Source organism: Streptomyces sp. XY431, from assembly GCF_001279805.1.
GTDB lineage: Bacteria > Actinomycetota > Actinomycetes > Streptomycetales > Streptomycetaceae > Kitasatospora > Kitasatospora purpeofusca.
The window spans coordinates 1-23,427 of the sequence record NZ_LGDO01000004.1 but is presented as its reverse complement, the minus strand read 5'-3'; the positions used below and the strand labels follow the sequence as shown (position 1 = coordinate 23,427).

Sequence of the window (23,427 nt, the reverse complement as noted above, 5' to 3'; positions counted from 1 at the left end):
TCGTCGGGAGATATTCGGCTTGCAGCCTTCCATTGTGCCGCACCGGAACGGGAGCCCCGAACGGCTGCTCCCCGCTCGGCACCCGCCCGCCCCGCCGCGGTGTCCTCCGGACGCACAACGGCCCGGCTCCCCGCACACGTGGTGCGGGGAGCCGGGCCGTTACGGGCGGTTCGGCGCCCGGTACTCCCGGGTCACTGCCCGGGTCCTACCGGACCGGCCTCAAGCAGGCGCCTCGGGCCGGTGCCTCGGGCCGGTGCCTCAGGCGGCGTTGCCCTGGCGGCGACGGCGCAGCAGGAAGACCGCGGCACCGCCGGCCACGACCAGGCCACCGGCGACGGCGGCGATGACCGGGGTGGCGTCGCTACCACCGGTCTGGGCCAGACCGCCGGTGGTGCCGGGGGCGGTGCTGGTCGGCGCCGGGTGGGCGGCCGTGGTGGTGGCCGAGGCGGACGGGGTCGCGCTCGGGGTGACGACCGGAGCCGCGGTGGTCGGGGCCGCGGTGGTCGGCGCCGGGGTCGACGGCTTGGTGCTCGGGGTGGTGGCCGACGGGGTCGGGGTCGGGGTCGGCGTGGTCACACTGGTGTTCTTGCAGTCCAGGATGCCCTTGAAGTTCTTGCTGAAGCCGTTCGGGCCGGTGACGGTGATGTCGTAGGCCGTGTCCTCGGCGACCGGGACGATCACGGTCTCGATCTTGCCCGGCTGGACGGTGATGTCCTTGCCCGGCTTCACCGAGACGGTGGCGGCCTCGTCGCCGCCGTTGGCGACGGAGACCTTGACGCCGTTGGACACGCACTCGACCACGGCGCTGCTGTCGACCAGCGGGCCCTTGGCGGCCTTCCAGGTCGCCTTGGCGGCGTCCTTGACGGCGAGCTTGGTGGAGCCCGCCAGGATCATGGTCTGGCTGTGCTTCTCCGGGGTGTAGCCCTTGCTGAGGAAGACGCGGCCGCTGGGCACGACCGTCTCCGCGTTGGCGTTGATGCTCGCGGTGCCGTCCGGGGTGCCGGCCGGGACGTCCAGCCACAGCTGGGTGTCCTTGGCGATCGGACCGGCCAGGTCGGAGACCGGCTTGTTGTCCTTGTCGACCAGCTTGACCTTGTCGGCGGCGTCGCCGGCGAGCGCCAGCTTCACCTCGTTGGCGCTGGAGTTGAGGGTGAACGGGCCGAGCTTGGTGCCCGGCTTGCCCGACACCGAGTCCGGGGTGAGGCTCAGCGAGGGCTTGGGCTCGGCGGCGATGCCCTTGTTCTTCTCGCTGACCAGGTAGTCGCGGAGCTGCTTGGCCTCGGCGTCCACCGGGACGGCGTTCTTGCCGTCGGAGAACTTCCAGATCGCGGCCTGGGTGCCGGCGGCGGCGTCCTCCTTGGTGAGCTCGCCCTTGACGCCGGCGTCGGTGGCCAGCTTCTTGAGGTCCGTCACCTGCGGGTAGGAGTTCTCCAGGATCCAGCGGATCTTGGAGGCGTCCTGGGCCTTCTCCGGGCGGCCGAGCGAGCTCGACTTCCAGTCGGACTCGCGGTACTCGATGGCCTTGGTGATGTCGACCGGGTGGTCGATGTCGATGCAGTACGTCTTGATCTCGCCGTCGGCCGTCTTGAGGGTGAACAGCCCGCCCTGGATCGAGTGGCTCCCCTCGATGGCGATCTCCTCGCTCATCAGGGTCGGCTGGACCACCGCCGTGACGCCGCCGCCCGGCTCGTCGGCCGCAGCCGCCGCACCGGCCGCGAACAGGCCCCCGGCCAGCGCAGTGCTGGTCGCGAGCATGACAGTGGTTATGCGGGGAAGCGCCCGCCCCTGCCTCTGGAACATCTTGGGATCCCTTCGGGCCGGGCCATGCCGGTGGGCAGCCCGCCTTGCTTGCCGCGCCCCCTGTGGCGCCGCTTCACGATGTGAACCAGACGAATCCTATGGAGCCCCGGAGGTCCGGAAACCCCCATGCGAAATTAGGACGATTCCGTATCTGGATCGTTATCAACCCTCCCACTATCCACACAAGCTGACGGGTAGCCAGAATTACCGGATCATTCCGCTAACCGGAACAGGATTGCGCGTACGGGCGCAACGACCGTCTCGATTCACGTATTTGTCGACAGTCGGACGACCCGTCGGACACCCGGCGGGCCGCTAGGTGTCACCCCCGCTTTCCCCCTCGGCCGCCGGCCCGTCGCCGCCCGCCGCCGCCCGCCGCCCCCTCAGGGCGTCCACGATCCACCCGGGCACCGCCTCGCCGAAGGCCACCCCGGCGCCGCCGCCCGCCTCCTCCGGCACCCCGCCCCGACCCCCCGCCGCCCAGCTGAACCTGGACGTACCGCGACTCAGATCGTGCCCGACCGACCGGGCGTCGATCTCGACCCGACTGCGCTTCACCTCCCCCTCGGCCCACTCCCTGACCCTCAGCCGACCGCTCACCACCACCGGGTCGCCCTTCGCCAGCGAGTCGATCAGATGACCCGCCAACGACCGCCACGCCGTGACCGTCAGCCACTGCGTCTCGCCGTCGACCCAGACCTCCCGCGCCCGGTCGAACCGCCGCTCGGTGGAGGCCAGCCGGAAGTTCGCCACCGGCACCCCACCGGGCGTCAGGGCGTACGTCACCTCCGTGGCGACATTCCCGATCACCGTCACCTGGGTACCGTTCACAGCCACACTCCGTTCTCCTTGTTGCACCGTACGGAATCGACCGGCACACCCGGAGAGTGCGCTTCTCGGGAAATCCGCGCAGCAGAGTTCGGAAATCCTGTGGACAAATCGGGCCTGTGGAAAACCACTGTCGCCCACAGGGGTGAATTTCAGCCTTTGTACGACCGCCGCACCCTTGATCTGCGCGGCCATGACAACAAACCGGGGGCCACACACGGCCCCGGACACCCCCAGGGGTGGCCGTGCCGACCGTCCGCGCACGTCATCCGACCGAAGGAACCCGAATACGGCCCCCCACCCGCGCCGATGCCGCCCCCGGCCACGGCGCTTTCTCCGTGCCGAATCCATAACGGGTGGGCAGACAGCCCCGTAACGAGTGCACAACGTCCGGCGCCGAAGACCGCCAGACCGCTGCACGCACGGCGTTCACCTGCGATTATCGGACCGCTCCACCGAGGCCGACACACCAACGGCGGTGTCGTAACACCCGGCCGAGGAACGGGGCACCCTTATCCTGTCCCCTGACAGGGCAGGGACCCGCCACCCCCCACACCCCATCCTCAGGTACGGGGACGGACAGCGGGCGCCGCGCGCCCACCGCCCGATCCCGGCAACGGTCACGCCCTCCCGGGCGCCGCCCGTCCCGCCCCCATAGCTCAGCGGATAGAGCACCCGCCTTCTAAGCGGTAGGTCGCAGGTTCGAATCCTGCTGGGGGCGCCACACACCTCGCGACACCGCCCGCCGGGCAGTTCGCGTATTACCCGTACCGGTCAATTGCGGACGCCCCGCCGAGCGGCCGACCGCCTTCGACACCCAGCGCGCATAACCCGTGACCATGCGTGTCATGCACTCTCCGAAAAGTCCCCGCCGGGGAATTCCGTTGCCGTAAACACCGGCACCGAACAGCCGGCGGCACCCACACCGAACACCCGGCGACACCGGCACCGAACACCCGCCCCCGGCGGCCCGCCGTCAGACCGCCGTCAGACCGCGGCCAGTCCCGCCAGATAGGCGTCCAGCAGTTCCACCTGCCGCTCCGCGGGGAACTCCCCCGGAGCGAACAATGCCTGCACCACCAGCCCCAGCACGAAGCTCTGCGCACCCGCCGCGAGCCCCTCCGGCGCGGGCCCGGCCGGCAGCTCCCCCAACCGCTGCGCGTCCGCCACACACTCCGCCAGCACCCGCCGCGAACGCGCGTACCGCGCCGCGTGCGCCTCCGCCAGCTCCGGATCCGCCAACGCCACGTCCCAGGAACCGACCCAGATCCGGTTGCCCGCCCGACCCGGCCCGTCCAACGGCAGGATGTCCAGCAGCGCCGCCCGCAGCCGGGCCAGCCCCGCCGGCGGCGGCGGCCCCCCGTCCGCCGGCACCAACCGCCGCGGCCGCTCCAGCGAGCGCCGGTCCAGCAGCTCCAGCGCATGCGCCACCAGCGCCTTCTTGCTGGGGAAGTAGTGCGTCAGCAGTCCGGTGGTGGCCCCCATCTCGGCGGCCACCGCACGCAGCGTCAGCGCCTCGAAACCCCGGGTGGACAACACCCGCCACACCGCCTCCGAGACTTCGGTCCGGCGGGCTTCGTGATCTCCACGGGCGGGCGTCATGGGGTTATCTTACGTACCAAACGTTTGTTACGCATGACGCACCGATCCGACCGACCCTCGTTGCGAAAGGCACGCCCATGTTCGCCGTCCCCCTCTCCGAGAACGCCGAGCTCCGCCCGCTGGAGCCCTGGCAGGCACCCGAGTACCTGGAGCACATCGAGCGTGGCCGCGCCCACATCGATGCCTGGATCAACTGGGCCGGCCTCGCCACCGACCTGGACTCGGCCCGCGCCGTCCTCCAGCGCTACGCCGACCGGCAGGCCGCCGACACCGCCCGGCTGTACGGCATCTGGCTGGACGGCACGCTGGTCGGCGGTGTGATGTTCGTCCAGTTCGACCCCAAGGGCGGCACCTGCGAGATCGGAGTCTGGACCGAGCCCGCCGGCCAGGGCCGGGGCCTGGTCAGCACCGCCGTCCGGCACCTGATCGACTACGCCTTCACCGTCCGCGGCATGCACCGGATCGAGTGGCACAACAAGCCGGACAACCTCCGCAGCCGGGCGGTCGCCCAGCGGATGGGCTTCACCCTGGAGGGCGTGCTGCGCGAGAGCTACCTGCACGACGGCCGCCACCAGGACGGCGAGGTCTGGTCCCTGCTCACCCACGAGTGGAAGCCCCAGGGCGCCCCCACCGGCTGAGCCCGGACCTCACCGGCCGAGCAAGGTCCCCACCGGCCGAGCCCGGACCACGACGGCGGGGCCCGGTGGACGACTCCACCGGGCCCCGCGCCGCATCCGCCCTCAGACGGCCCGGGCCCGTTCCCGCTCCCCGCGCTCCGCCCTCGGCCGCAGCCGCAGCGCCACCAGCAGGGCCAGCACCATCACGCCGGCCGCCGACAGGAAGACGGTGTCCACCGCGTCCACGAAGCCCGCCACCGCGTGCTCCCGGGCCGCGCCGGTCAGCCGGCCGATCGCGCCCAGCGGCAGCCCGGGCTCGGCCGCGGCGAACTCCCGGGCCAGCACGGTGCCGAAGACCGCCGCGCCCAGCGCGCTGCCGAGGGTCTGGAAGAACCGGACGCCGGTGGTGGCCACCCCCAGCTGGTGCGCCGGGGCGGCGGCCTGGACCACGGTGATCAGGTGCCCGATCAGCTGGCCCAGCCCCACGCCGAGCAGCAGCAGCTCGGCCCGGACCAGCCACAGCGACGTCCCCGTCCCGCTCAGCCCGAGCAGCAGCAGCGCGGTGGCGGAGCAGACGGCGCCCGTCACCAGCACCGCGCGGACCGACACCCCCCGGGCCGTCAGCCGGTTGATCACCAGGCCGACCACGGTCATCCCGACCGCCATCGGGATCAGGTAGAGGCTGGCCGAGGTCGCGGCGACACCCCGGGCGACCTGGAGGTAGAGCATCACGTACATGATCGCGCCCATCATCCCCATGCCGACCAGGCCCTGCAGCGCGAAGCCGATCCGGATCTCCGGGATCCGGAACAGCGAGAGCGGCAGCACCGGTTCGGGGGCGGTGGCCTGACGGCGGAGGAAGAGCACGAACACCAGCACGGTGGCCGCGGCCAGGCCGAGCAGTTGCGGGGAGATCCAGCCGTAGGTCCGGCCGCCCCACTCGGTGATCAGCAGCAGGCCGGTGGCGAAGGCCGCGGCCAGGGTCGCGCCGAGGAAGTCCAGCCCGCGCCGGCCGGTCCCGGCGGGCAGCCGCAGCACCAGCACGGCCCCGGCCAGGACGGCCAGGCCGATCGGCAGGTTGACGTAGAAGATCCAGCGCCAGTTCAGGTGGTCCGCGAGCAGCCCGCCGATCAGCGGGCCGACGGCCATGCCGCCGCCGGCGACGATCCCGCCCGCGCCGCCCCCGCCGCTGCCGTCCTCCTCCGGGTCCTTCAGCTGGGCCATCACCACCATGGTCACGCTCATCAGCCCGCCCCCGCCGATGCCCTGGACCGCCCGGAAGGCGATCAGCTGCTCCATCGAGCCGGCCGCCCCGCAGAGCGCCGAGCCGAGCAGGAAAGTGCCGACGGCGCCGATCAGTACCCGCTTCGCCCCGTAGAGGTCGCAGAGCTTGCCGTAGAGCGGCAGCAGCGCGGTGGCGGCCAGGGCGAACGCGCTGACCAGCCAGGGCAGTCGGTCGACGCCGTGGACCGGGTCGAGGTCGCGGACGATCGGCACGGTGGCCGCCGACACGATGTTCATGTCGAGCACCGCCAGCACGATCGTGACCAGGCAGAGCACCATGCCCAGCTTGCGCTGCGACTCGGTCATCAGCGCCGCCGCGGGTGCGGTCGGCGCGGGCACGGTCGGCGCCGGGGCGGTCGGCGCGGTCGGCGCCGGGGCGGTCGGCGCGGTCGGCGCCGGAACGGTCGGCGGTGTCGTCACGGCCATCGGAAGTCCCCCCTGGGATCGCGGAGTCCGGGCGTCGGGACGCCCCGCGCCGCACCGGTTCGGCCCGGCGGCGCGGCACCACCATGACAGTCTTTTTTGACTCGGTCAATTCTTCAGCTCGGTACATCTTTGATCCTGGTACAGTAACTCCATGACGAGAATCGCAATCGGGGCCGACGGGGGCGGGACCGACAGCGCCGGGATGGGCCTGCGGGAGCGCAAGAAGCGGCAGACCGCGATCCGGATCTGGCAGACAGCCATCGCCCTGTTCGCCGAACGCGGCTTCGACGAGGTCTCGGTGGCCGAGATCGCCGCCGCCGCCGAGGTGTCCAAGATGACCGTCTTCAACTACTTCGCGACCAAGGAGGACCTCGTCCTCGGGCCGATGGAGCAGCACATCGGCGAGCCCGCCCGGGTGGTGCGCGAGGCGGCCCCGGACGTCCCGGCGGTCACCGCGCTGCACGCCCACTACGTCGCCGCGCTCGCCGCGTTCGACCCGGCGACCGGCCTGAGCGACCAGCAGCAGGTGATCGACGTGGTCCGGCTGATCCACCGCACCCCGGTGCTGGCACTGCGGGCGTACGCCGGCTTCGACGCGGGCGCCCGGGCGGCACTCACCGCCGAACTGCTCGCCCGGGACCCGGAGCACGACCCGCTGACCGCCCGGGTCGCCGCCGCCCAGCTGCTCGGCGCCCAGCTGACCCTGACGGAGGAGAACCAGCGCCGGATGATGGCCGGCGACCGGGCGGCGGACGTCCTGCCCGAGGCCCTGGCCGACGCCGACCGGGCCTTCGCCCTGGCCGGGCAGGGGCTCGGCGACTACGGCGCCACCCGGTCCTGAGCGGCGCCGCCGGAATCGGGAGGACCGGACTCTGGGAGAGTGGCCGCACCCACACCCTCCCGGAGGTGCCCATGGCCACCCGGCCGCTGCTGACGCGCGACCGCGCCCCGCTGCCCACCGAGACCGAGGGCCTCAACGCCCACGTCGGCGAGGACGGCGTCGCGGTGCTGGAGTTCGACCGCCCGCACCGGCGCAACGCCGTCACGCTGGCGATCTGGCAGGCCCTGCCGGAGGTGCTGAAGCGGCTGGCCGAGGAGCCGGGCGTGCGCGCGCTGCTGGTCACCGGCGCGGGCGGCACCTTCAGCGCCGGCGCCGACATCGACGAGCTGGCCGGGGTCTACGGCGATCCGGACCGCGCCGACGCCTATCACGCGGTCAATGTCGCCGCCGAGGAGGCGCTGGCGGCGTTCCCGCACCCGACCCTCGCCGTGGTGCACGGCGCCTGCGTCGGCGGCGGCTGCCAGCTGGCGGTCGCCTGCGACCTGCGCTTCGTCGCCGAGGACGCCCGGCTCGGCATCACCCCGGCCAAGCTGGGCGTGGTCTATCCGGCGGTGCCCACCCTGCGGCTGGCTCGGCTGGTGGGACCGGCCCGCGCCAAGTACCTGCTGTTCTCGGGCGAGTTGCTGTCCGCGCCGGAGGCGGCCGCCCTCGGGCTGGCCGAACGCGTCCTGCCGGCCGCCGAACTGGACGGCGTGGCACTGGCGTTCGCCCGGATGCTGACCACCCGCTCGCCGCAGACCATCGGCGCGGTGAAGGCCGCGCTGGCGGTGCCGCCGGAGCGGGCGGCCGAGGCCCTCGCACCCTGGGAGCGCCGCTCCCGCGAGGCCCCGGACGTCCGCGAGGGCCTCGCCGCCTTCCTCGAACGCCGTCCGCCCCGGTTCTGACCGACCGTCCGCCCCGGATCCGACCGACCGTCCGCCCCGGATCCGACCGCCCGGACGGGCTCCGGGGCGGAACGGGCCGAAGCGGAGCCGGTCCGACGGATACGATCATGCGACCGATCCGCAGCCGCACCCCGCACCCGCCTGGAGCACCACCGGATGACCACCGCGACGCCCGCCGCGACGACCCCCGACACGCCGACGACGGCCCGGGCCCGCCGGATCACCGACGGCCTGGAGCCGAAGAACGTCATCATCGCGATGCTGCTCCTGCTCGGCGGCCTCCGCTACGGCTGGACCGGCCTCATCTGGGCGGCGTTCGCGGCCGTGTTCACCGCCGTGGTCCCGACCCTGTTCATCCACTACGGCATGCGCAGGGGCACCGTGGGCGACCGCCACGTCGGCCACCGGCAGCGGCGGCTGACGCTCTTCCCGCTGATCATGGCCTCGGTCGCGACCGGCCTGGTGGTGATGCTCGTCGCGGACGCCCCGCGCGACCTGACCGCGACGGTGGTGGCGATGCTCGCCTCACTGGTCCCGATCCTGGTGATCACCGTCTGGTGGAAGATCTCCGTGCACACCGCCGTGGCGAGCGGCGCGACGGTCTGCCTGGCCGTCGCGCTCTCGCCCTGGTGGCTGTTGCTCTACCCCCTGGTCGCGGCGATCGGCTGGTCCCGGGTGGTGCTGCGGGACCACACCGCCGCGCAGACGGTCGCCGGCACGGCGGTGGGCGCCCTGTCGGCCGGGCTCACCTTCTGGGTCGCCCGCTGACCCCCCGCCCGGCCACCGGCGGTCAGCGGATCGGCAGTCCCGAGACGGCCCGGGCGATCACCAGCCGCTGGATCTCGCTGGTGCCCTCGAAGATCGAGTAGATCGCGCTGTCCCGGTGCATCCGCTCGACCGGGTACTCCCGGGTGAAGCCGTTGCCGCCGAGGATCTGCATCGCCTGCGCGGTGACCCACTTGGCGGTCTCGCCCGCGTAGAGCTTGGACATCGAGCCCTCGGCCGAGGTGAACGGCTGGTTGGTCGCGGCCATCCAGGAGGCCCGCCAGACCAGCAGCCTGGCCGCGTCGATCCGGGTCTTCATGTCGGCCAACTGGAAGGCGACACCCTGGTTGTCGATGATCGGGCGGCCGAACTGCACCCTGGTCTTCGCGTAGTCCAGCGCCACCTCGTAGGCGGCCCGGGCGATCCCGATCGCCTGCGCGCCGACGGCCGGCCGGGAAGCCTCGAAGGTGGCCATCGCGGCGTTCCGCCCGGACTTGCGGACACCCTCGCGGGCCCGGGCGAGGCGCTCGTCCAGCTTCTCCTTGCCGCCGAGCAGGCAGTGCCCGGGCAGCCGGACCGAGTCCAGCACCACCTCGGCGGTGTGCGAGGCCCGGATGCCGTGCTTCTTGAACTTCTGGCCCTGGCTCAGCCCCGGCGTCCCGGGTGGCACCACGAAGGACGCCTGCCCGCGCGCGCCGAGCGCCGGGTCGACGGTGGCCACCACCACGTGGACGGCGGCGATCCCGCCGTTGGTGGCCCAGGTCTTGGTGCCGTTCAGCACCCACTCGTCGGTGGCCTCCTCGTACACGGCCCGGGTGCGCAGCGCGGAGACGTCGGAGCCGGCGTCGGGCTCGGAGGAGCAGAACGCCGCCACCTTGACGTCGTCCGGGGTGCCGAACATCTGCGGCGCCCAGGTGCCGATCTGCTCGTCCGTGCCGTTGGCGAGGACCGCGACGGCGGCGAGGGTGGTGCCGACGATGGCCAGGCCGATGCCCGCATCGCCCCAGAACAGCTCCTCCATGGCGATCGGGATGCCGACGCCGGAGGGGTCGAAGTACTGCTGGGCGTAGAAGTCCAGCGAGTAGATGCCGAGCTTGGCGGCCTCCTGGATGATCGGCCAGGGGGTCTCCTCGCGCTCGTCCCACTCGGCGGCGGCGGGCCGCACCACGTCGGCGGCGAAGCCGTGCAGCCAGTCGCGGACGGCGATCTGGTCCGGGCCCGGGTCCAGGGAGAAGGTGCTCATGAGTGGGTGCCTCCGAAGAAGGGTGCGGCCGAGGGCGGGTGCGTTCGAGGAAGGGGTGCGTTCGAGGATTCGACCGAAAGGTGCGACCGACCAGGGTGTTACCACCGGTAACATCGTCGGAGTCTGCTACTGCTTGGTAACCGGTGTCAACGCCGGTGCCGGAACACCCGGCACGGAAGCGAAGGAACAGCGCATGGACCCAGAGCCCCGCCGGGAGCAGTTGCTCAACGCCGCCGACCGGGTCATCCAGCGCGAGGGCCCGGGCGCGAGCATGAACGCCATCGCCGCCGAGGCCGGGATCACCAAGCCGATCCTCTACCGGCACTTCGGCGACCGGAACGGCCTGATCCGGGCCCTGACCGAACGCCACACCGGCGGGCTGCTGGCCGCCGTCCGGGCCGCGCTGGCCGAACCGCTGGAACGCCGCGACCGGGTCGAGCACGTCCTGGACACCTACCTCGCCGGGATCGAGTCCCGCCCCCAGGTCTACCGGCTGCTCACCCACCCCGAACCCGGCGACCCCAGCGGCGCGGGCAACGCGCTCGCCCCGGCCCTCCGGCAGATCGCCGAGGAGATCACCCGGGCCGTCGCCGGGCAGGTCGACCTCGGCGCCGACCGCGAACTGCTCGCCGAGGTCTGGGGCCGGGCGATCACCGGCATGGTGCTGGCGGCCGGCGACTGGTGGCTGGAGTCCCGCCCCTGCTCGCGCACCCGGATGGTCCAGGCGCTCGCCGACCTGCTCTGGGGGCGGCTCGCCGCCGCCGCCGACCTGCCGACCGCCGCCCTGCCCGCCGGACCGGCGCCGACCCCTGCCCCGACGACGGAGCCCTCGGACCGCCCCATCGGCTGATCGACCCTCAATAGTCCTTCCTGGCAGTCGCGTTCCACTTCGGGTCCGCACCGCTCCCTTGTGCGGCGCGGGCCCGGCGGGCATCATCGGGCCCCACCCTCGCCCACCCCGGAGGTCCCGATGCGCCCGCCCCGCACCGCCGTTGCCCTCCTGATCGCCGCCGCCCTCGCCCTGCCCGCCGCTCCGGCCCGGGCCCACTCCCCGTCCCGCGCACCGGCGTTCCCCACCGGCACCGCCACCGCCCCGGACGGCCGCACCGACCTCACCGACGCCGCCGGCCGCCGGCTCCAGCTGCGCGGCTTCAACCTCGACAAGTACGCCGAGGCCACCGAGCAGGACCTCGGGTCGATCGCCGCCCAGGGCTTCACCCTGGTCCGCCTGCCGGTCTCCTGGACCAGGCTGGAGCCGACCCGGGGCCGCCTCGACCCGGCCGAACTGCGGCGGCTGCACCGGCTCCTGGACGCGGCCGACCGCTCCGGCCTGCTCGTCCTGGTCGACCTCCACCAGGACGTCTACGGCCCGTACTTCGGCGGCGGGGACCGGGGCATCCCGCCCTGGGCCACCCGCGACGACGGCCTGCCGTTCGAGGCCGACCCCGACGACTGGTTCGCCGGCTACTTCCAGCCCGGCGTCCAGGCCGCCTTCCGGCACCTCTACGACGACGCCGACCTGCGCGCCTGGCAGGCCGACTTCTACACCCGGCTGGCCCGCGAACTGCGCGGCCACCGCTCGCTGCTGGGCTACGACCTGTTCAACGAGCCGTTCGGCCCGGTGGACGGCGACCCGGCCGACCCGGAGGTGCTCGCCCGCTCCGCCGCCGAACTGGAACAGGGCCGGCTGGCCGCCATGTACCGGCGGCTGATCTCCGCCGTGCGCCGGGCCGACACCCGCGCCTGGCTGTTCGTCGAACCGACCGTCCTGGTCGGCCAGGGCGTCCCCACCCGGCTGCCCGGCTTCACCGACCCCCGCCCCGGCGCGCCCCGGCTCGGCTACGCGCCGCACTTCTACGACACCGCCGTCGAGTCCGGCGCCGACTGGGACCCGGCCGGCGGCTTCGTCGAGCGCTACACCGCCGCGATCACCGCCTACCCGAACGCCCGCCGACTGCCGGTCCTGGTCGGCGAGTGGGGCCCGCCGAACTCCCGCACACCCGGCAACACCCAGCTGGTCCGCCGCCAGGTCGAGGCGATGGACGGCTTCGCGGGCGGCTGGACGCTCTGGTACTGGTGCCGGGGCAACGGCGGCTACTGCGCGCTCGACCCGGCCGGCCGGCCCGCCCCGGGCGAGGAGCCGGCCTTCGGCCCGTACCCGGTCGCGACCGCCGGCACGGGCGCCCGCACCGCCTCCGACGGCGTCCGGCACACCGTCCGCTGGAACGCCGACGGCACCGGCCGGAGCACCGAACTCGCGCTGCCCGCAGCCGCGTTCCCCACCGGCGTACGCGTCACGGCGCAGCCGTCCGGCGCCCTGGTCGAGGTCGAGCAGCCGAGCGGCGACCGGGCCGGCCGCGCCCGGATCCGGCTCCCGCACGCCCGCCCGGGCACGCCGGTCACCGTCGTCCTCGAACCCCGCTGAACCCCGGCCGCCACCCGACGACAGCCCGGCGGCCCGACGGCCCGACGACCCGGCGGCGCGCACCGCGCCGCCGGGCCGGCGTCCGCACCGGGAACAGGCCCTACAGCAGCCCGCGCCGGGCCAGCAGCGGGGCGGTCTCCGGGTCGCGCCCGACCACCGCGCGGAAGGAGTCCAGCGCGTCCCGGCTGTCGCCGCGCGCCAGCAGCTCGCGCCGGAACACCTCGCCGCTCTCGCGCACGCTCCGCCCGCCGTCCTTGAACCACTCCACCGTGTCGGCGTCCAGGACCTCCGACCAGATGTACGCGTAGTAGCCCGCGCTGTACCCGCCCGCGAAGATGTGCCCGAAGTACGTGGTCCGGTAGCGCGGCGGGACCGCCGCCACCGCCAGCCCGGCCTTCGCCAGCGCCGCCGCCTCGAACTCCTCGGCGTCCGCCACCTCCTGGCCCTCCGGCAGGGTGTGCCAGGCCCAGTCCAGCAGCGCCGCCGCCAGGTACTCGACGGTCCGGAAGCCCTGCCCGAAGGACTCCGCCGCCTCGATCCGCCCGACCAGCTCGGCCGGCAGCGGCTCGCCGGTCGCGTGGTGCCGGGCGTAGTTGGCCAGGACCTCCGGCCACACCATCCACATCTCGTTGACCTGGGACGGGAACTCCACGAAGTCCCGCGGCACGGCGGTGCCCGCGAAGTACGGGAAGCGCACGTCCGAGAACAGCCCGTGCAGCGCGTGGCCGAACTCGTGGAACAGCGTCCGCACCTCGTCCCAGGACAGCAGCACCGGCTCACCGGGCGCCGGCTTGGCGATGTTCAGGTTGTTGTAGACCACCGGCCGCTGGCCCAACAGCCCGGACTGGGTGACCAGTTCGTCCATCCACGCACCGCCGCGCTTGGACGCCCTGGCGTGGAAGTCGCCGAGGAACAGGCCGAGCGCGGTGCCGTCCGCGTCGAACACCTCGAAGACCCGCACATCGGGGTGGTAGCCGACCAGGTCGGGACGCTCGGTGAAGCTCACCCCGTAGGCGAGGCCGGCGGCGAAGAAGACGCCGTCCCGCAGCACCCGCTCCAGCTCGAAGTACGGGCGCAGCGCCGCCGCGTCCACCTGGTACGAGGACTGCCGGACCTGCTCCGAGTAGTACGCCCAGTCGTGCGCGGCGATCTCCTCGACGCCGTCGGCGGCGGCGACCTTGGCCAGCTCGGCGGCCTCCCGGCGGGCGTTGGCCACGGCCGGCGGCACCAGCCGGGCGAGCAGCGCGTCCACCGCCTCCACGGTGCCGGCCGTCTCGTCGGCCACCACGTAGGCGGCGTGGGTGTCGTACCCGAGCAGACGGGCCCGCTCGGCGCGCAGCGCGGACATCCGGATCGCCAGTGGGCCGTTGGTCCCGGCGGCCCGGCCGAGCGAGGCGGTGAGCAGCCGCTCGCGCACCGAGCGGTCGGTGAGCGAGGCGAGCTCGGTCTGGTTGGAGAAGTTCTTCAGGCTGAGCACATAACTGCCGTCGTGCCCGAGCGCGCGGCCGTTCTCGGCGGCCGCCGCGATCGCGTCCGGGGAGAGGCCGGCCAGCTGCTCGGCGGAGTCCAGCACCAGCGCGCGGGCCTTCGAGTCGGCCGACACGTTCTGGCGGAACTCCGAGGCGGCGGTCGCCAGTTCGGCGTTGATTCCGCGCAGCCGGGCCTGCTGCTCGGCACCCAGCCGGGCCCCCGCCCGGACGAACGCGGTGTACCGGCGCTCCAGCAGCCGCAGCGACTCCGGGTCCAGGTCGAGTCCGGCGCGGCGGGCGTACAGCTCCTCCACCCGGGCGAACAGCGCGGCGTCCAGGTGGATCGCGTCCCGGTGCGCGGCCAGCCGGGGGCTGATCTCCGCGTCGATCCGGTCGACCTCGGGAGTGGTGTCGGCGGAGGAGTGGTTGTCGAAGACCCCGCGGACCCGGCGCAGCAGCGTCCCCGAGCGCTCCAGCGCGACCAGGGTGTTCTCAACGGTCGCCGGCGCCGGATCGGCGGTGATCGCGGCGATCTCGGCCAGCTGCTCGGCCATCCCGCGCTCGAAGGCGGGCAGGTAGTGCTCCGGCCGGATCTCGGCGAACGGCGGCAGTTCGTAGGCCAGGGTGCTGGCCTTGAAGAACGGGTTCTCGGTCATTCCGCCGACCTTACGCCGTGTCATCGGCGCTGCCTACGCCTCCTCCCGGGCACCGGCGCGCACGGGACGCGGGCGCCCCCCGGCCCGGCCGCCGAACGGCGCGGCTCCGGTTGTCGTACCCTCCCGCTACCGTCGGCACCGACCGGCCGTACGCCCCCGGACGGTCCCCGTCCGCACGAGAGGAGGAGCCCCGTGGCACCCAGGATCGCCCTCGCCCCCGACCCGCACGGCCCCGGCGGCCGGCTCCAGCCGCTCGACGAGGCGGGCACCCCGCTCGGGCCGCCCGTCCCCGTGCCCGACCTCGCCGCCGCCGTCGCCGGGCGGGAGGCCGCCGAGCACCCGCGCTGGGTGTGGGCCGCCGCCGAGTCCGGCTACGACCCGCTGCTCCCCCGGCTGCCCGGCCGGCTCGCCCGCTGCCACGACCTGCGGCTGGTCGAGGCGCTGCTGCTCGCCCACGAGGGCCGGTTCGGCGCCCCGCGGTCGCTGGGCGCCGCCTGGGCCCGGCTGCGCGGCCTGCCGGTACCCGCCGACCTGCCCGAGCCCGGCTCCGCGGAGGCCGACGACGGCCAGGACACGCTGTTCGCCCCCGACCGGCTCCAGCTGCCGCCCGGCACCGACCCGCTGGCCGCCGTGGTCGCCGTCCACGCCGAGCAGCAGCGCCGGCTGGCGGCGATCGAGGACCAGGAGGCCCGGGGCCGGTACCGGCTGCTGCTGGCCGCCGAGTCGGCGGGCGCGCTGTCCGCCGCCGAGATGGGCCACGACGGCCTGCCCTGGCGGACTGATGTGCACGACCGGCTGCTCACCGAGCTGCTCGGCCCCCGCCCGACCGTCGCCGGCGCGCAACCGCGGGTGCTCGCCGAGCTCGCGGCCGAGCTCCGGGAGGCGCTCGGCGGCCGCACGTTCAACCCCGACTCGCACGCCCAGGTGCTGCGCGCCTTCGCCGAGGCCGGCATCCAGCTCGGCTCCACCCGCTCCTGGGAGCTGAAACGGATCGACCACCCGGCGGCCCGGCTGCTGATCCGCTACAAGGAGCTGTCCCGGCTCCACGTGGCGCACGGCTGGGCCTGGCAGGACGCCTGGGTGCGCGACGGCCGGTTCCGCCCCGAGTACGTGGTCGGCGGCGTGGTCTCCGGCCGCTGGGCCAGCCGCGGCGGCGGCGCGCTGCAGATCCCGCGCATCCTGCGCCGCGCCGTGGTCGCCGACCCGGGCCGGCTGCTGGTCGTCGCCGACGCCGCCCAGCTGGAGCCGCGGGTCCTCGCCGCGCTCTCCCAGGACGCCGGGCTGGCCCGCACCGCGGCCGGCGGCGACCTGTACGAGGCGCTCGCCGCCTCCGCCTTCCAGGGCGACCGCGACAAGGCCAAGCTCGGCCTGCTCGGCGCCATGTACGGCCAGACCAGCGGCGACATCGGCCCGCTGCTGGCGACCCTGCGCACCCGCTACCCGGCCGCGATGGGCTACGTCGAGGCGGCCGCCCGCACCGGCGAGGACGGCGGCGTGGTGGCCTCCCGGCTGGGCCGTCCGTGCCCGCCCGCCTCGGCCGACTTCCTCGACCTGACCGAGGCGGGCGAGGCGGGCGGCGAGGAGGGCGGGCGCCGGGCCCGCTCCCGGGGCCGGTTCACCCGCAACTTCGTCATCCAGGCCAGTGCCGCCGACTGGGCGCTGGCGCTGCTGGCCGCGCTGCGCCGCCGGCTGGCCGAGCTCCCGGTGGCCTCGGCGGCGGACCGCCCGCATCTGGTGTTCTTCCAGCACGACGAGGTGATGGTGCACACCCCGGCCAATCTGGCGGACGAGGTGGCGGCGGCGGTCGACGCGGCGGCGGACGAGGCCCGCCGGCTGGTCTTCGGCGAGACCCCGGTCCGCTTCCCGCTGAGCACCGCCGTGGTGGAGTGCTACGCCGACGCCAAGTAGCCGCCGTCGCCGCTGCCGTCGCCACCGGCACCGGCACTGCCACTGCCACTGGCGCTCACAGCTTGCGGAAGCCGCGCGCTTCCTCGGCGGCGGCGACCACCTCGGCCAGCGCGGCCCCGGTCGAGGCGGTCACCGCGGCGGCGACCGCGCCCTCCACGAACGGCGCGTCCACCAGCACGACCCCGGGGCGGGGCTGGTCCTCCAGCACGGTCAGCGCCGTCAGCACCGAACTCCCGAGGTCCGGCAGCACCACGGCCCCCGCCCCGGAGTCCGCCGCCGCCACGGCCCGGGCGATCAGCTCGTAGCTGCTGCCGAGCCCGCCGTCCTCGGTACCGGCGGCCACCACCACCCGCACCTCCGCCGAGGCCAGCTCCCCCAGCAGTTCCCTCAACCCATTGGCCAGCGCGGCGCTGTGCGAGACCAGGACGATGCCCACGTGTCCACTCATGCCCCGACCCTAGAGCCGGTCGGGCGTCCGGCAGTTACTCCATTCGAGTGAGGCGGCGGGCGGCGGGCCGGATCCGGGACGCCGGCCGCCCGTCCGGCGTAGCGTCGGGTCAGCACCGTCGGCCGAGGGGAGCGCGTACACCGTGAAGAAGCTCATCAACACCGCGGAGACCGTCCTGGAGGACGCGCTGGCCGGAGTGGCCGCCGCCCATCCGGAGCTGGCGGTGGACCTCGCCAACCGGGTGATCACCCGGGCGGTGCGGCCACCGGCCCCCAAGGTGGCCCTGGTGTCCGGCGGCGGGTCCGGGCACGAGCCGCTGCACGGCGGCTTCGTCGGCCCCGGCATGCTCGACGCGGCCTGCCCCGGCGAGGTCTTCACCTCGCCCGTCCCGGACCAGGTGCTGGCCGCCGCCGAGGCCGTGGACTCCGGCGCCGGCGTGGTGTTCGTGGTCAAGAACTACACCGGTGACGTGATGAACTTCGAGCTCGCCGCGGAGCTGGCCGCCGAGCGGGGCATCGAGGTCCGCACCGTGCTGGTCAACGACGACGTCGCGGTCGAGGACTCCACCTGGACGGCCGGCCGGCGCGGCACCGGCGCGACGGTGGCGGTGGAGAAGATCGCGGGCGCGCTGGCCGAGCGCGGCGCGCCGCTGGACGCGGTGGCCGCCGTCGGCGAGCGGGTGAACGCGGCCTCCCGCTCGTTCGCGATCGCGCTGACCGGGGCGACCGTCCCGGCTGCGGGCCGGCCCGGCTTCGAGCTGGCCGAGGACGAGATCGAGGTCGGCGTCGGCATCCACGGCGAGCCGGGCCGCCGCCGGGAGAAGCTCCGCCCGGCCCGCGAACTGGTCGCCGAGGTGGTGTCGACGATCCTCACCGATCACCACCTGACCGCCGGGGACGAGGTGATCGCCCTGGTCAACGGGCTGGGCGGGACGCCGCTGCTGGAGCTGTACATCGTCTTCGGCGAGGTCGCCGCCCGGCTGGCCGAGCACGGCATCACGGTGGCCCGCAGCCTGGTCGGCAACTATGTGACCAGCCTGGACATGGCGGGCTTCTCGCTCACCCTCACCAAGGCCGACGCGCAGCTGCTGGAGCTGTGGGACGCCCCGGTGGACACCCCGGCCCTCAAGCGCGCCTGAACCGCCCGGAACCGCCCGCCCCAGGGCACCCCAGGACACCCCGGCCGAACGACCCGAACGACCCGAAGGAGCCATCCGCATGGACGTCGACACCCGTCTCGCCGAGGACTGGGTCCGCGCGATCGCCGCGGCGGTCGAACGGGAGCACGAGCGGCTCACCGAGCTGGACTCGGCGATCGGCGACGGCGACCACGGCAGCAATCTGCGACGCGGCTTCGCCGCCGTCCTGGCCACCCTGGACGGCTCGGACGGCCAGGACGGCGCAGACGGCCCGGACGCGCCCGCACCGGACGGCGGCCCCGGCGCACTGCTGACCAGGACCGGCAGCACCCTGATCTCCAAGGTCGGCGGCGCCTCCGGCCCGCTCTACGGCAAGGCCTTCCGCGCGATCGGCGCCGCGCTGCCGCCGCCCGGACAGCCCTCCGCCGACGCGGCCGGGCTGGGCGACGCACTGGCCGCCGGGCTGCGGGCGGTCCGGGACCTCGGCCGGGCCGCGCCGGGGGACAAGACCATCGTGGACGCCTGGACGCCCGCCCTGGACGCCTACCGCGAGGCGGTGGCCGCCGGGGCCGGACTGCCGGAGGCCGCCGCGGCGGCGGCCGGGGGTGCCGAACGGGGCGCCCTGGACACCGTGCCGCTCCAGGCCCGCAAGGGCCGCGCCTCCTACCTCGGCCCGCGCAGCATCGGCCACCAGGACCCCGGCGCCGCCTCCACCGCCCTGCTCTTCCGGGCCCTCGCCGACACCACCGCCGCCCGGACGGCCTGAAGACGGGCCCTAGGGCTGCACCGTCCAGTCCGGGTCGGTGCGGGTGACGAGCAGCAGCAGCGCGTCGTCCCGGAGCTCGCCCCCGGTGTGCGCCAGCAGGTCGGCGTAGACCCGGCCGACGGCCGCCTCCAGCTCGGCGGCGGAGCGGGCCGCGCCGCGCACCAGCGGCCCGACCCGCTCCGCCAGCGGGTAGAACTCGCCGTTGTCCCGGTGCCTGGCCTCGACCACGCCGTCGGTGCACAGCACCAGCACGTCCTCGATCCCGAACGCCTGGTCCCAGGTGCTCGGCTCGCCGAAGGCCAGCCGGCCGAGGCCGAGCGGCACCCAGGGGTCGGGCGCGTCCAGCACGTGCGCCAGGCCGTCCTGGTCGACCCGGATCGGCGGGACGTGCCCGCACTGGAGCAGCTCGACCACGCCGGGCCGGCGGAACTCGGCGAACAGCGCGGTGGTGAACTCGCCGTCCGGCACGTGCCGCTCCACGCTGGCCTCGATCCTGGCGGCCACCCCGGGCAGCCCGGCCTCGTCGTACGCGGCCTCGCGGAAGGCGCCGAGCACCACGGCGGCGGTCTGCACCGCGCCGAGCCCCTTGCCGCGCACGTCACCGACCGCGACCCGGGTGCCGTGCGGGGTCTCCAGGACGGAGTAGAGGTCCCCGCCGATCTTGGAGGCGTCGGCGGCGGAAACGTACCGGACGGCGAGGCGCAGCGGCCCGACGACCGGGCCCGGCAGCCGCAGCAGGGCCCGCTGCGCGGCCTCCGCGACGGAGCTGACCGCGGCGAAGGCGGCGGCCCGGCGCATCCTGATCCTGGCGACCCAGGCGGAGAAGACGGTGAGCAGCAGATAGCTGATCATCGCGCCCCAGAGGAAGCGGGCGTCGTTGATGGTGTCGACCTCGTCGTAGTGGCTGAGGCCGAAGACGGCGAGCAGGCCGAGCCCGCAGACGCCGAGCAGTTCGAGCGGCCGCAGGGTGAGCGCGGCGATGCTGGGGACGACGGTCATCAGGGGGGCGAGGTAGCGGTCCCGGCCGGAGTAGAGGTCCGCCAGGCCGACCAGCACGATCGCGAGCAGGGCGGGTGCGGCCCGGCGCCAGAACGGGATGTCGAGCAGGTCGACGGCGAGCAGCGCGCCGCGCCGCCGGGCCGGCGGCTGCCCGGCGCCGGTCGGATCGGACGGCGACTGGGCTCGACGGATCGGGAACACATATCGAACATAACGGACGATCAACCCGCCCACCCGCGCACCCCGGGCGCGGGCACTCCCCCGGACGCAGGCGCCGTCACTCCACGGACTGTGCCAAAAGGTACCAAAGCACCTGATTCGTCATACAGTGCGACGAAAGCGGATCACACAAGGGAGCCCTCACCGGTGTCCGGACACCGCAACACCCCCCACCTCTCCGCCCCCTCCGTCCGCCCCTCGGCCCGCCCCGCCCAGTGGCCCCGGATCCTCCTCGGCGGACTGCTGCTGTGGATCGCGACCGTCGCCGTCACCTTCCTCACCGGCAACAGCAACCTGGTGCCGACGATCGTCCTGCTCGGCAGCTTCCTCGTCCCGGTCACCGTGGCGACCCGGGCGTACGAACGCCACGCCACCGGCCTCGGCGCCGACCGGATCCTCGGTTGCTTCGGCGTCGGCGGCCTCATCGGCGTACTCGGCGCCTCCGTCCTGGAGACCTGCCTGCTCTCCCCCTCGGCCTGGACGCACCTCGGCGTCGGCCTGATCGAGGAAGCGGCCAAGCTGACCGCCCTGGTCCTGGTCAGCCGGCGGCTGCGGGTGAGCGGCCTGCGGCACGGCCTGGTACTGGGCGCCACCGTCGGCGCCGGCTTCGCCGCCTTCGAGAGCGCCGGGTACGCCTTCAACGCCGTGCTCACCACCGACGGGCTCTCACTGCGCAACCTGGTGGAGACCGAGATCCTGCGCGGTGTCCTGGCGCCGGTCGGCCACATCCTGTGGACGGCGCTGCTCGGCGGCGTGCTGTTCCGCGAGCGGCGCGGCGGCCGGTTCCGCCTCACCCCGCCGGTCCTGCTGACCTGTCTCGGCGTCTCGCTGCTGCACGCGCTCTGGGACTCGATGGGCGGAATCGCGGTCTGGCTGGTGGCCCGGAGCACCTCCGCCGACTGGCAGCGCGCCCTGTTCGAGCTGGGCCGCCTGCCGAGCCCGACCACCGAGCAGGTCCACCTCTACACCCTGTACGACACGGCCGGGCTGGTCCTGGTCGCGCTCGGCGGACTGTACTGGCTGCGCCTGCTGGTCCGCGGCGACCGGCGGTCCCCGATCCCGGCCCAGCTCCCCTCCGTCCCGGCCTGAGGCCCGCCGCCCCGGACCGGCCGGCCGGGACCACCAGGACCGCCAGGACCGCCAGGACCGCCAGGACCGCCGGGACGACCAGAACCACCGGGACCCCCTGGAACATCGGGACCACTGGACCGAGGAACTCCGGAACTCCGGACGACTCTCGAACGACTTCCTGGAAGGCTCCGGGGCCGCACCCCGAATCCGCCCGCGCCACGGCGCGGATTCGAGCACAGCGTGTCCGGACGCCTACGCTCTGCTCTCGGAACATGATCCGGCCCGCCCGAACGGCAACCGGAATGCGATCCACACCACAAATTCCGTACTCTTACGGAATACCCCTTAGGGGTATGCTGTTCCCAAGAGCAGGGCCCGGGCGTACGCTCGCGCCCGTACCGAACTCCCCGGAGGCCCCGATGTCCAGCACCATCACCTACACCGTGACCGGCATGAGCTGCGGACACTGCGAGAACTCGGTGAGCAAGGAGCTCTCCGGCCTCGCCGGGGTGACGGAGGTCTCCGCCGACGCCAAGGCCGGTACCGTCACCGTCTCCACCAGCGACCAGCTGGACGACGAGCTGGTCCGCGCCGCCGTCGACGAGGCCGGCTACGAGCTGGTCGGCCGCTCCGCCTGAGAGAGAGCCCCCTCGCGCGGCGGAGGCCCCGGTCTCCCCGTCCTCCGCCGCGTCCTTTTCAAGGAGCTGATCAGCACATGAGCACCTCCACCCCGGGCTCCACCTCCCCGGACGCGACGAGCGCCATAGCCGGCCCGGCGGGACCGACCGCCGTCCGCGAGCGCGTCGAACTGTCGATCGGCGGCATGACCTGCGCCGCCTGCGCCGCCCGGATCGAGAAGAAGCTCAACCGGATGGACGGCGTCGAGGCCACCGTCAACTACGCCACCGAGAAGGCCAGAGTCGACTTCGGGCCCGACGTCAGCGTGGCCGACCTCATCGCCACCGTCGAGAACACCGGCTACACCGCCGAACTCCCGCCCCCGCCCGTGCCCGCCGCCCCGGCCGAGGCGCCCGCCGGGGCCGCCACCGGCACCGGGCCGACCGACCCCCTGCTCGACCGGCTGCTCGTCAGCGGACTGCTCAGCCTGCCGGTGGTCCTCTGGTCGATGGTCCCGGCCCTCCAGTTCACCAACTGGCAGTGGCTGGCCTTCGCCCTCACCGGCCCCGTCGTGGTGTACGGCGGCCTGCCGTTCCACCGCGCCGCCTGGACCAACCTCAAGCACGGCGCCGCGACCATGGACACCCTGGTCTCGCTCGGCACCCTGGCCGCCTTCGGCTGGTCCTTCTGGGCGCTCTTCTGGGGCGACGCCGGCATGCCCGGGATGCGGCACGAGTTCTCCCTCTCGGTCGGCGACACCGACGCCTCGTCCATGCTCTACCTGGAGACGGCCTCCGCCGTCACCGTGCTGATCCTGCTCGGCCGCTACCTGGAGGCCCGCTCCAAGCGCCGCGCCGGGGCCGCGCTGCACGCCCTGCTGGACCTCGGCGCCAAGGACGTCGCCGTCCTCCAGGGCGGCCGGGAGGTCCGGCTGCCGGTCGACCGGCTCACCGTCGGCACCCGCTTCGTGGTCCGTCCCGGGGAGAAGATCGCCACCGACGGCATCGTGGTGGAGGGTGCCTCCGCCGTGGACGCCTCGATGCTGACCGGTGAGTCCGTGCCGGTCGAGGTGGCGGTCGGCGACACCGTCACCGGCGCCACCGTCAACGCCGGCGGCCGGCTGGTGGTGGAGGCCACCCGGGTCGGCGCGGACACCCGGCTCGCCCGGATGGCCCGGCTGGTCGAGGACGCCCAGAACGGCAAGGCCGCCGCCCAGCGGCTCGCCGACCGCATCTCCGCCGTCTTCGTGCCGGTGGTCATCCTGATCGCGCTCGGCACCCTGATCGGCTGGCTGCTGGCCACCGACAGCGCCACCGAGGCGTTCACCGCCGCCGTGGCGGTGCTGATCATCGCCTGCCCGTGCGCCCTCGGCCTGGCCACCCCGACCGCCCTGATGGTCGGCACCGGCCGCGGCGCCCAG

20 protein-coding genes and 1 tRNA gene are annotated in these 23,427 nt (G+C 74.1%); 13 read left to right on the top strand and 8 right to left on the bottom strand.

Annotated elements, in window-relative coordinates; all coding sequences use genetic code 11:
• Positions 1-258: 258 nt before the first annotated feature.
• Together ADK60_RS01450 and ADK60_RS44390 are read right to left on the bottom strand one after the other, a co-directional pair.
• Entirely contained in the window at positions 259-1,755 is a 1,497-nt protein-coding gene (locus ADK60_RS01450; RefSeq protein WP_053642517.1) for a Cys-Gln thioester bond-forming surface protein, read from the bottom strand.
• A 360-nt stretch (positions 1,756-2,115) separates the two neighbouring features.
• Positions 2,116-2,637, bottom strand: coding sequence for a single-stranded DNA-binding protein (locus tag ADK60_RS44390; RefSeq protein ID WP_159400255.1), 522 nt, complete (start codon positions 2,635-2,637; stop codon positions 2,116-2,118).
• A gap of 639 nt (positions 2,638-3,276) precedes the next feature.
• Here ADK60_RS44390 and ADK60_RS01440 point away from each other — a divergent pair.
• Positions 3,277-3,352: transfer RNA gene (locus tag ADK60_RS01440), tRNA-Arg, on the top strand.
• A 263-nt stretch (positions 3,353-3,615) separates the two neighbouring features.
• Here ADK60_RS01440 and ADK60_RS01435 read toward each other — a convergent pair.
• The gene (locus tag ADK60_RS01435; protein WP_199839565.1) at positions 3,616-4,230 is read right to left on the bottom strand and encodes a TetR/AcrR family transcriptional regulator; all 615 of its coding nucleotides are present in this window, start codon (positions 4,228-4,230) and stop codon (positions 3,616-3,618) included.
• 77 nt (positions 4,231-4,307) lie between these two features.
• Between ADK60_RS01435 and ADK60_RS01430 the strand changes: the two genes are divergently transcribed.
• Positions 4,308-4,868 carry a GNAT family N-acetyltransferase gene (locus ADK60_RS01430; protein WP_053642510.1) on the top strand — a complete coding sequence of 187 codons (561 nt, stop codon included), beginning with the start codon at positions 4,308-4,310 and terminating at the stop codon, positions 4,866-4,868.
• Between the two features lie 102 nt (positions 4,869-4,970).
• Here the strand turns inward: ADK60_RS01430 and ADK60_RS01425 are convergent, their stop codons facing one another.
• Positions 4,971-6,437 (bottom strand): MFS transporter, encoded by a 1,467-nt coding sequence (locus ADK60_RS01425; RefSeq protein WP_199839566.1) that lies wholly within the window; start codon positions 6,435-6,437, stop codon positions 4,971-4,973.
• Between the two features lie 271 nt (positions 6,438-6,708).
• Between ADK60_RS01425 and ADK60_RS01420 the strand changes: the two genes are divergently transcribed.
• The 3 genes from ADK60_RS01420 (at position 6,709) to ADK60_RS01410 (ending at position 9,050) form a co-directional block, all read left to right on the top strand.
• The gene (locus ADK60_RS01420; RefSeq protein ID WP_053642508.1) at positions 6,709-7,398 is read left to right on the top strand and encodes a TetR/AcrR family transcriptional regulator; all 690 of its coding nucleotides are present in this window, start codon (positions 6,709-6,711) and stop codon (positions 7,396-7,398) included.
• Positions 7,399-7,469: 71 nt separating this feature from the next.
• On the top strand, positions 7,470-8,282 hold the full coding sequence (locus ADK60_RS01415) for an enoyl-CoA hydratase/isomerase family protein (protein ID WP_079007959.1): 813 nt from the start codon (positions 7,470-7,472) through the stop codon (positions 8,280-8,282).
• Positions 8,283-8,438: 156 nt separating this feature from the next.
• Positions 8,439-9,050 carry a hypothetical protein gene (locus ADK60_RS01410; protein WP_053642506.1) on the top strand — a complete coding sequence of 204 codons (612 nt, stop codon included), beginning with the start codon at positions 8,439-8,441 and terminating at the stop codon, positions 9,048-9,050.
• A gap of 22 nt (positions 9,051-9,072) precedes the next feature.
• Here the strand turns inward: ADK60_RS01410 and ADK60_RS01405 are convergent, their stop codons facing one another.
• Positions 9,073-10,290: an acyl-CoA dehydrogenase family protein gene (locus tag ADK60_RS01405; RefSeq protein WP_030395091.1), complete on the bottom strand. Its 1,218-nt coding sequence runs from the start codon at positions 10,288-10,290 to the stop codon at positions 9,073-9,075.
• Positions 10,291-10,483: 193 nt separating this feature from the next.
• On the opposite strand from ADK60_RS01405, the gene ADK60_RS01400 reads away from it, so the two are divergent.
• Together ADK60_RS01400 and ADK60_RS01395 are read left to right on the top strand one after the other, a co-directional pair.
• On the top strand, positions 10,484-11,140 hold the full coding sequence (locus ADK60_RS01400) for a TetR family transcriptional regulator (protein WP_053642502.1): 657 nt from the start codon (positions 10,484-10,486) through the stop codon (positions 11,138-11,140).
• 120 nt (positions 11,141-11,260) lie between these two features.
• On the top strand, positions 11,261-12,715 hold the full coding sequence (locus ADK60_RS01395; RefSeq protein WP_053642500.1) for a cellulase family glycosylhydrolase: 1,455 nt from the start codon (positions 11,261-11,263) through the stop codon (positions 12,713-12,715).
• Positions 12,716-12,815: 100 nt separating this feature from the next.
• Here ADK60_RS01395 and ADK60_RS01390 read toward each other — a convergent pair whose 3' ends face one another.
• Positions 12,816-14,840 carry a M3 family metallopeptidase gene (locus ADK60_RS01390; RefSeq protein WP_078896374.1) on the bottom strand — a complete coding sequence of 675 codons (2,025 nt, stop codon included), beginning with the start codon at positions 14,838-14,840 and terminating at the stop codon, positions 12,816-12,818.
• 192 nt (positions 14,841-15,032) lie between these two features.
• Here ADK60_RS01390 and ADK60_RS01385 point away from each other — a divergent pair, with 192 nt between their 5' ends.
• Positions 15,033-16,748: a bifunctional 3'-5' exonuclease/DNA polymerase gene (locus tag ADK60_RS01385; protein WP_053642498.1), complete on the top strand. Its 1,716-nt coding sequence runs from the start codon at positions 15,033-15,035 to the stop codon at positions 16,746-16,748.
• A 55-nt stretch (positions 16,749-16,803) separates the two neighbouring features.
• On the opposite strand, the gene dhaM is transcribed toward ADK60_RS01385, so the two are convergent.
• Positions 16,804-17,196, bottom strand: coding sequence for a dihydroxyacetone kinase phosphoryl donor subunit DhaM (gene dhaM / locus ADK60_RS01380; RefSeq protein WP_053642496.1), 393 nt, complete (start codon positions 17,194-17,196; stop codon positions 16,804-16,806).
• Between the two features lie 142 nt (positions 17,197-17,338).
• Here dhaM and dhaK point away from each other — a divergent pair, with 142 nt between their 5' ends.
• Positions 17,339-18,334, top strand: a complete 996-nt coding sequence (dhaK, locus tag ADK60_RS01375) for a dihydroxyacetone kinase subunit DhaK (RefSeq protein ID WP_045939265.1) — start codon at positions 17,339-17,341, stop codon at positions 18,332-18,334.
• A gap of 79 nt (positions 18,335-18,413) precedes the next feature.
• Entirely contained in the window at positions 18,414-19,100 is a 687-nt protein-coding gene (dhaL, locus tag ADK60_RS01370; protein ID WP_053642494.1) for a dihydroxyacetone kinase subunit DhaL, read from the top strand.
• Positions 19,101-19,109: 9 nt separating this feature from the next.
• Here dhaL and ADK60_RS01365 read toward each other — a convergent pair whose 3' ends face one another.
• Positions 19,110-20,300 (bottom strand): PP2C family protein-serine/threonine phosphatase, encoded by a 1,191-nt coding sequence (locus ADK60_RS01365; protein ID WP_234370888.1) that lies wholly within the window; start codon positions 20,298-20,300, stop codon positions 19,110-19,112.
• 165 nt (positions 20,301-20,465) lie between these two features.
• Between ADK60_RS01365 and ADK60_RS01360 the strand changes: the two genes are divergently transcribed.
• The 3 genes from ADK60_RS01360 to ADK60_RS01350 form a co-directional block, all read left to right on the top strand.
• Positions 20,466-21,407 (top strand): PrsW family glutamic-type intramembrane protease, encoded by a 942-nt coding sequence (locus ADK60_RS01360; RefSeq protein WP_107094462.1) that lies wholly within the window; start codon positions 20,466-20,468, stop codon positions 21,405-21,407.
• A gap of 401 nt (positions 21,408-21,808) precedes the next feature.
• The gene (locus tag ADK60_RS01355; RefSeq protein WP_030395102.1) at positions 21,809-22,027 is read left to right on the top strand and encodes a heavy-metal-associated domain-containing protein; all 219 of its coding nucleotides are present in this window, start codon (positions 21,809-21,811) and stop codon (positions 22,025-22,027) included.
• Positions 22,028-22,104: 77 nt separating this feature from the next.
• The coding region (locus ADK60_RS01350; protein ID WP_159400254.1) for a heavy metal translocating P-type ATPase at positions 22,105-23,427 on the top strand (1,323 nt) is incomplete at its 3' end.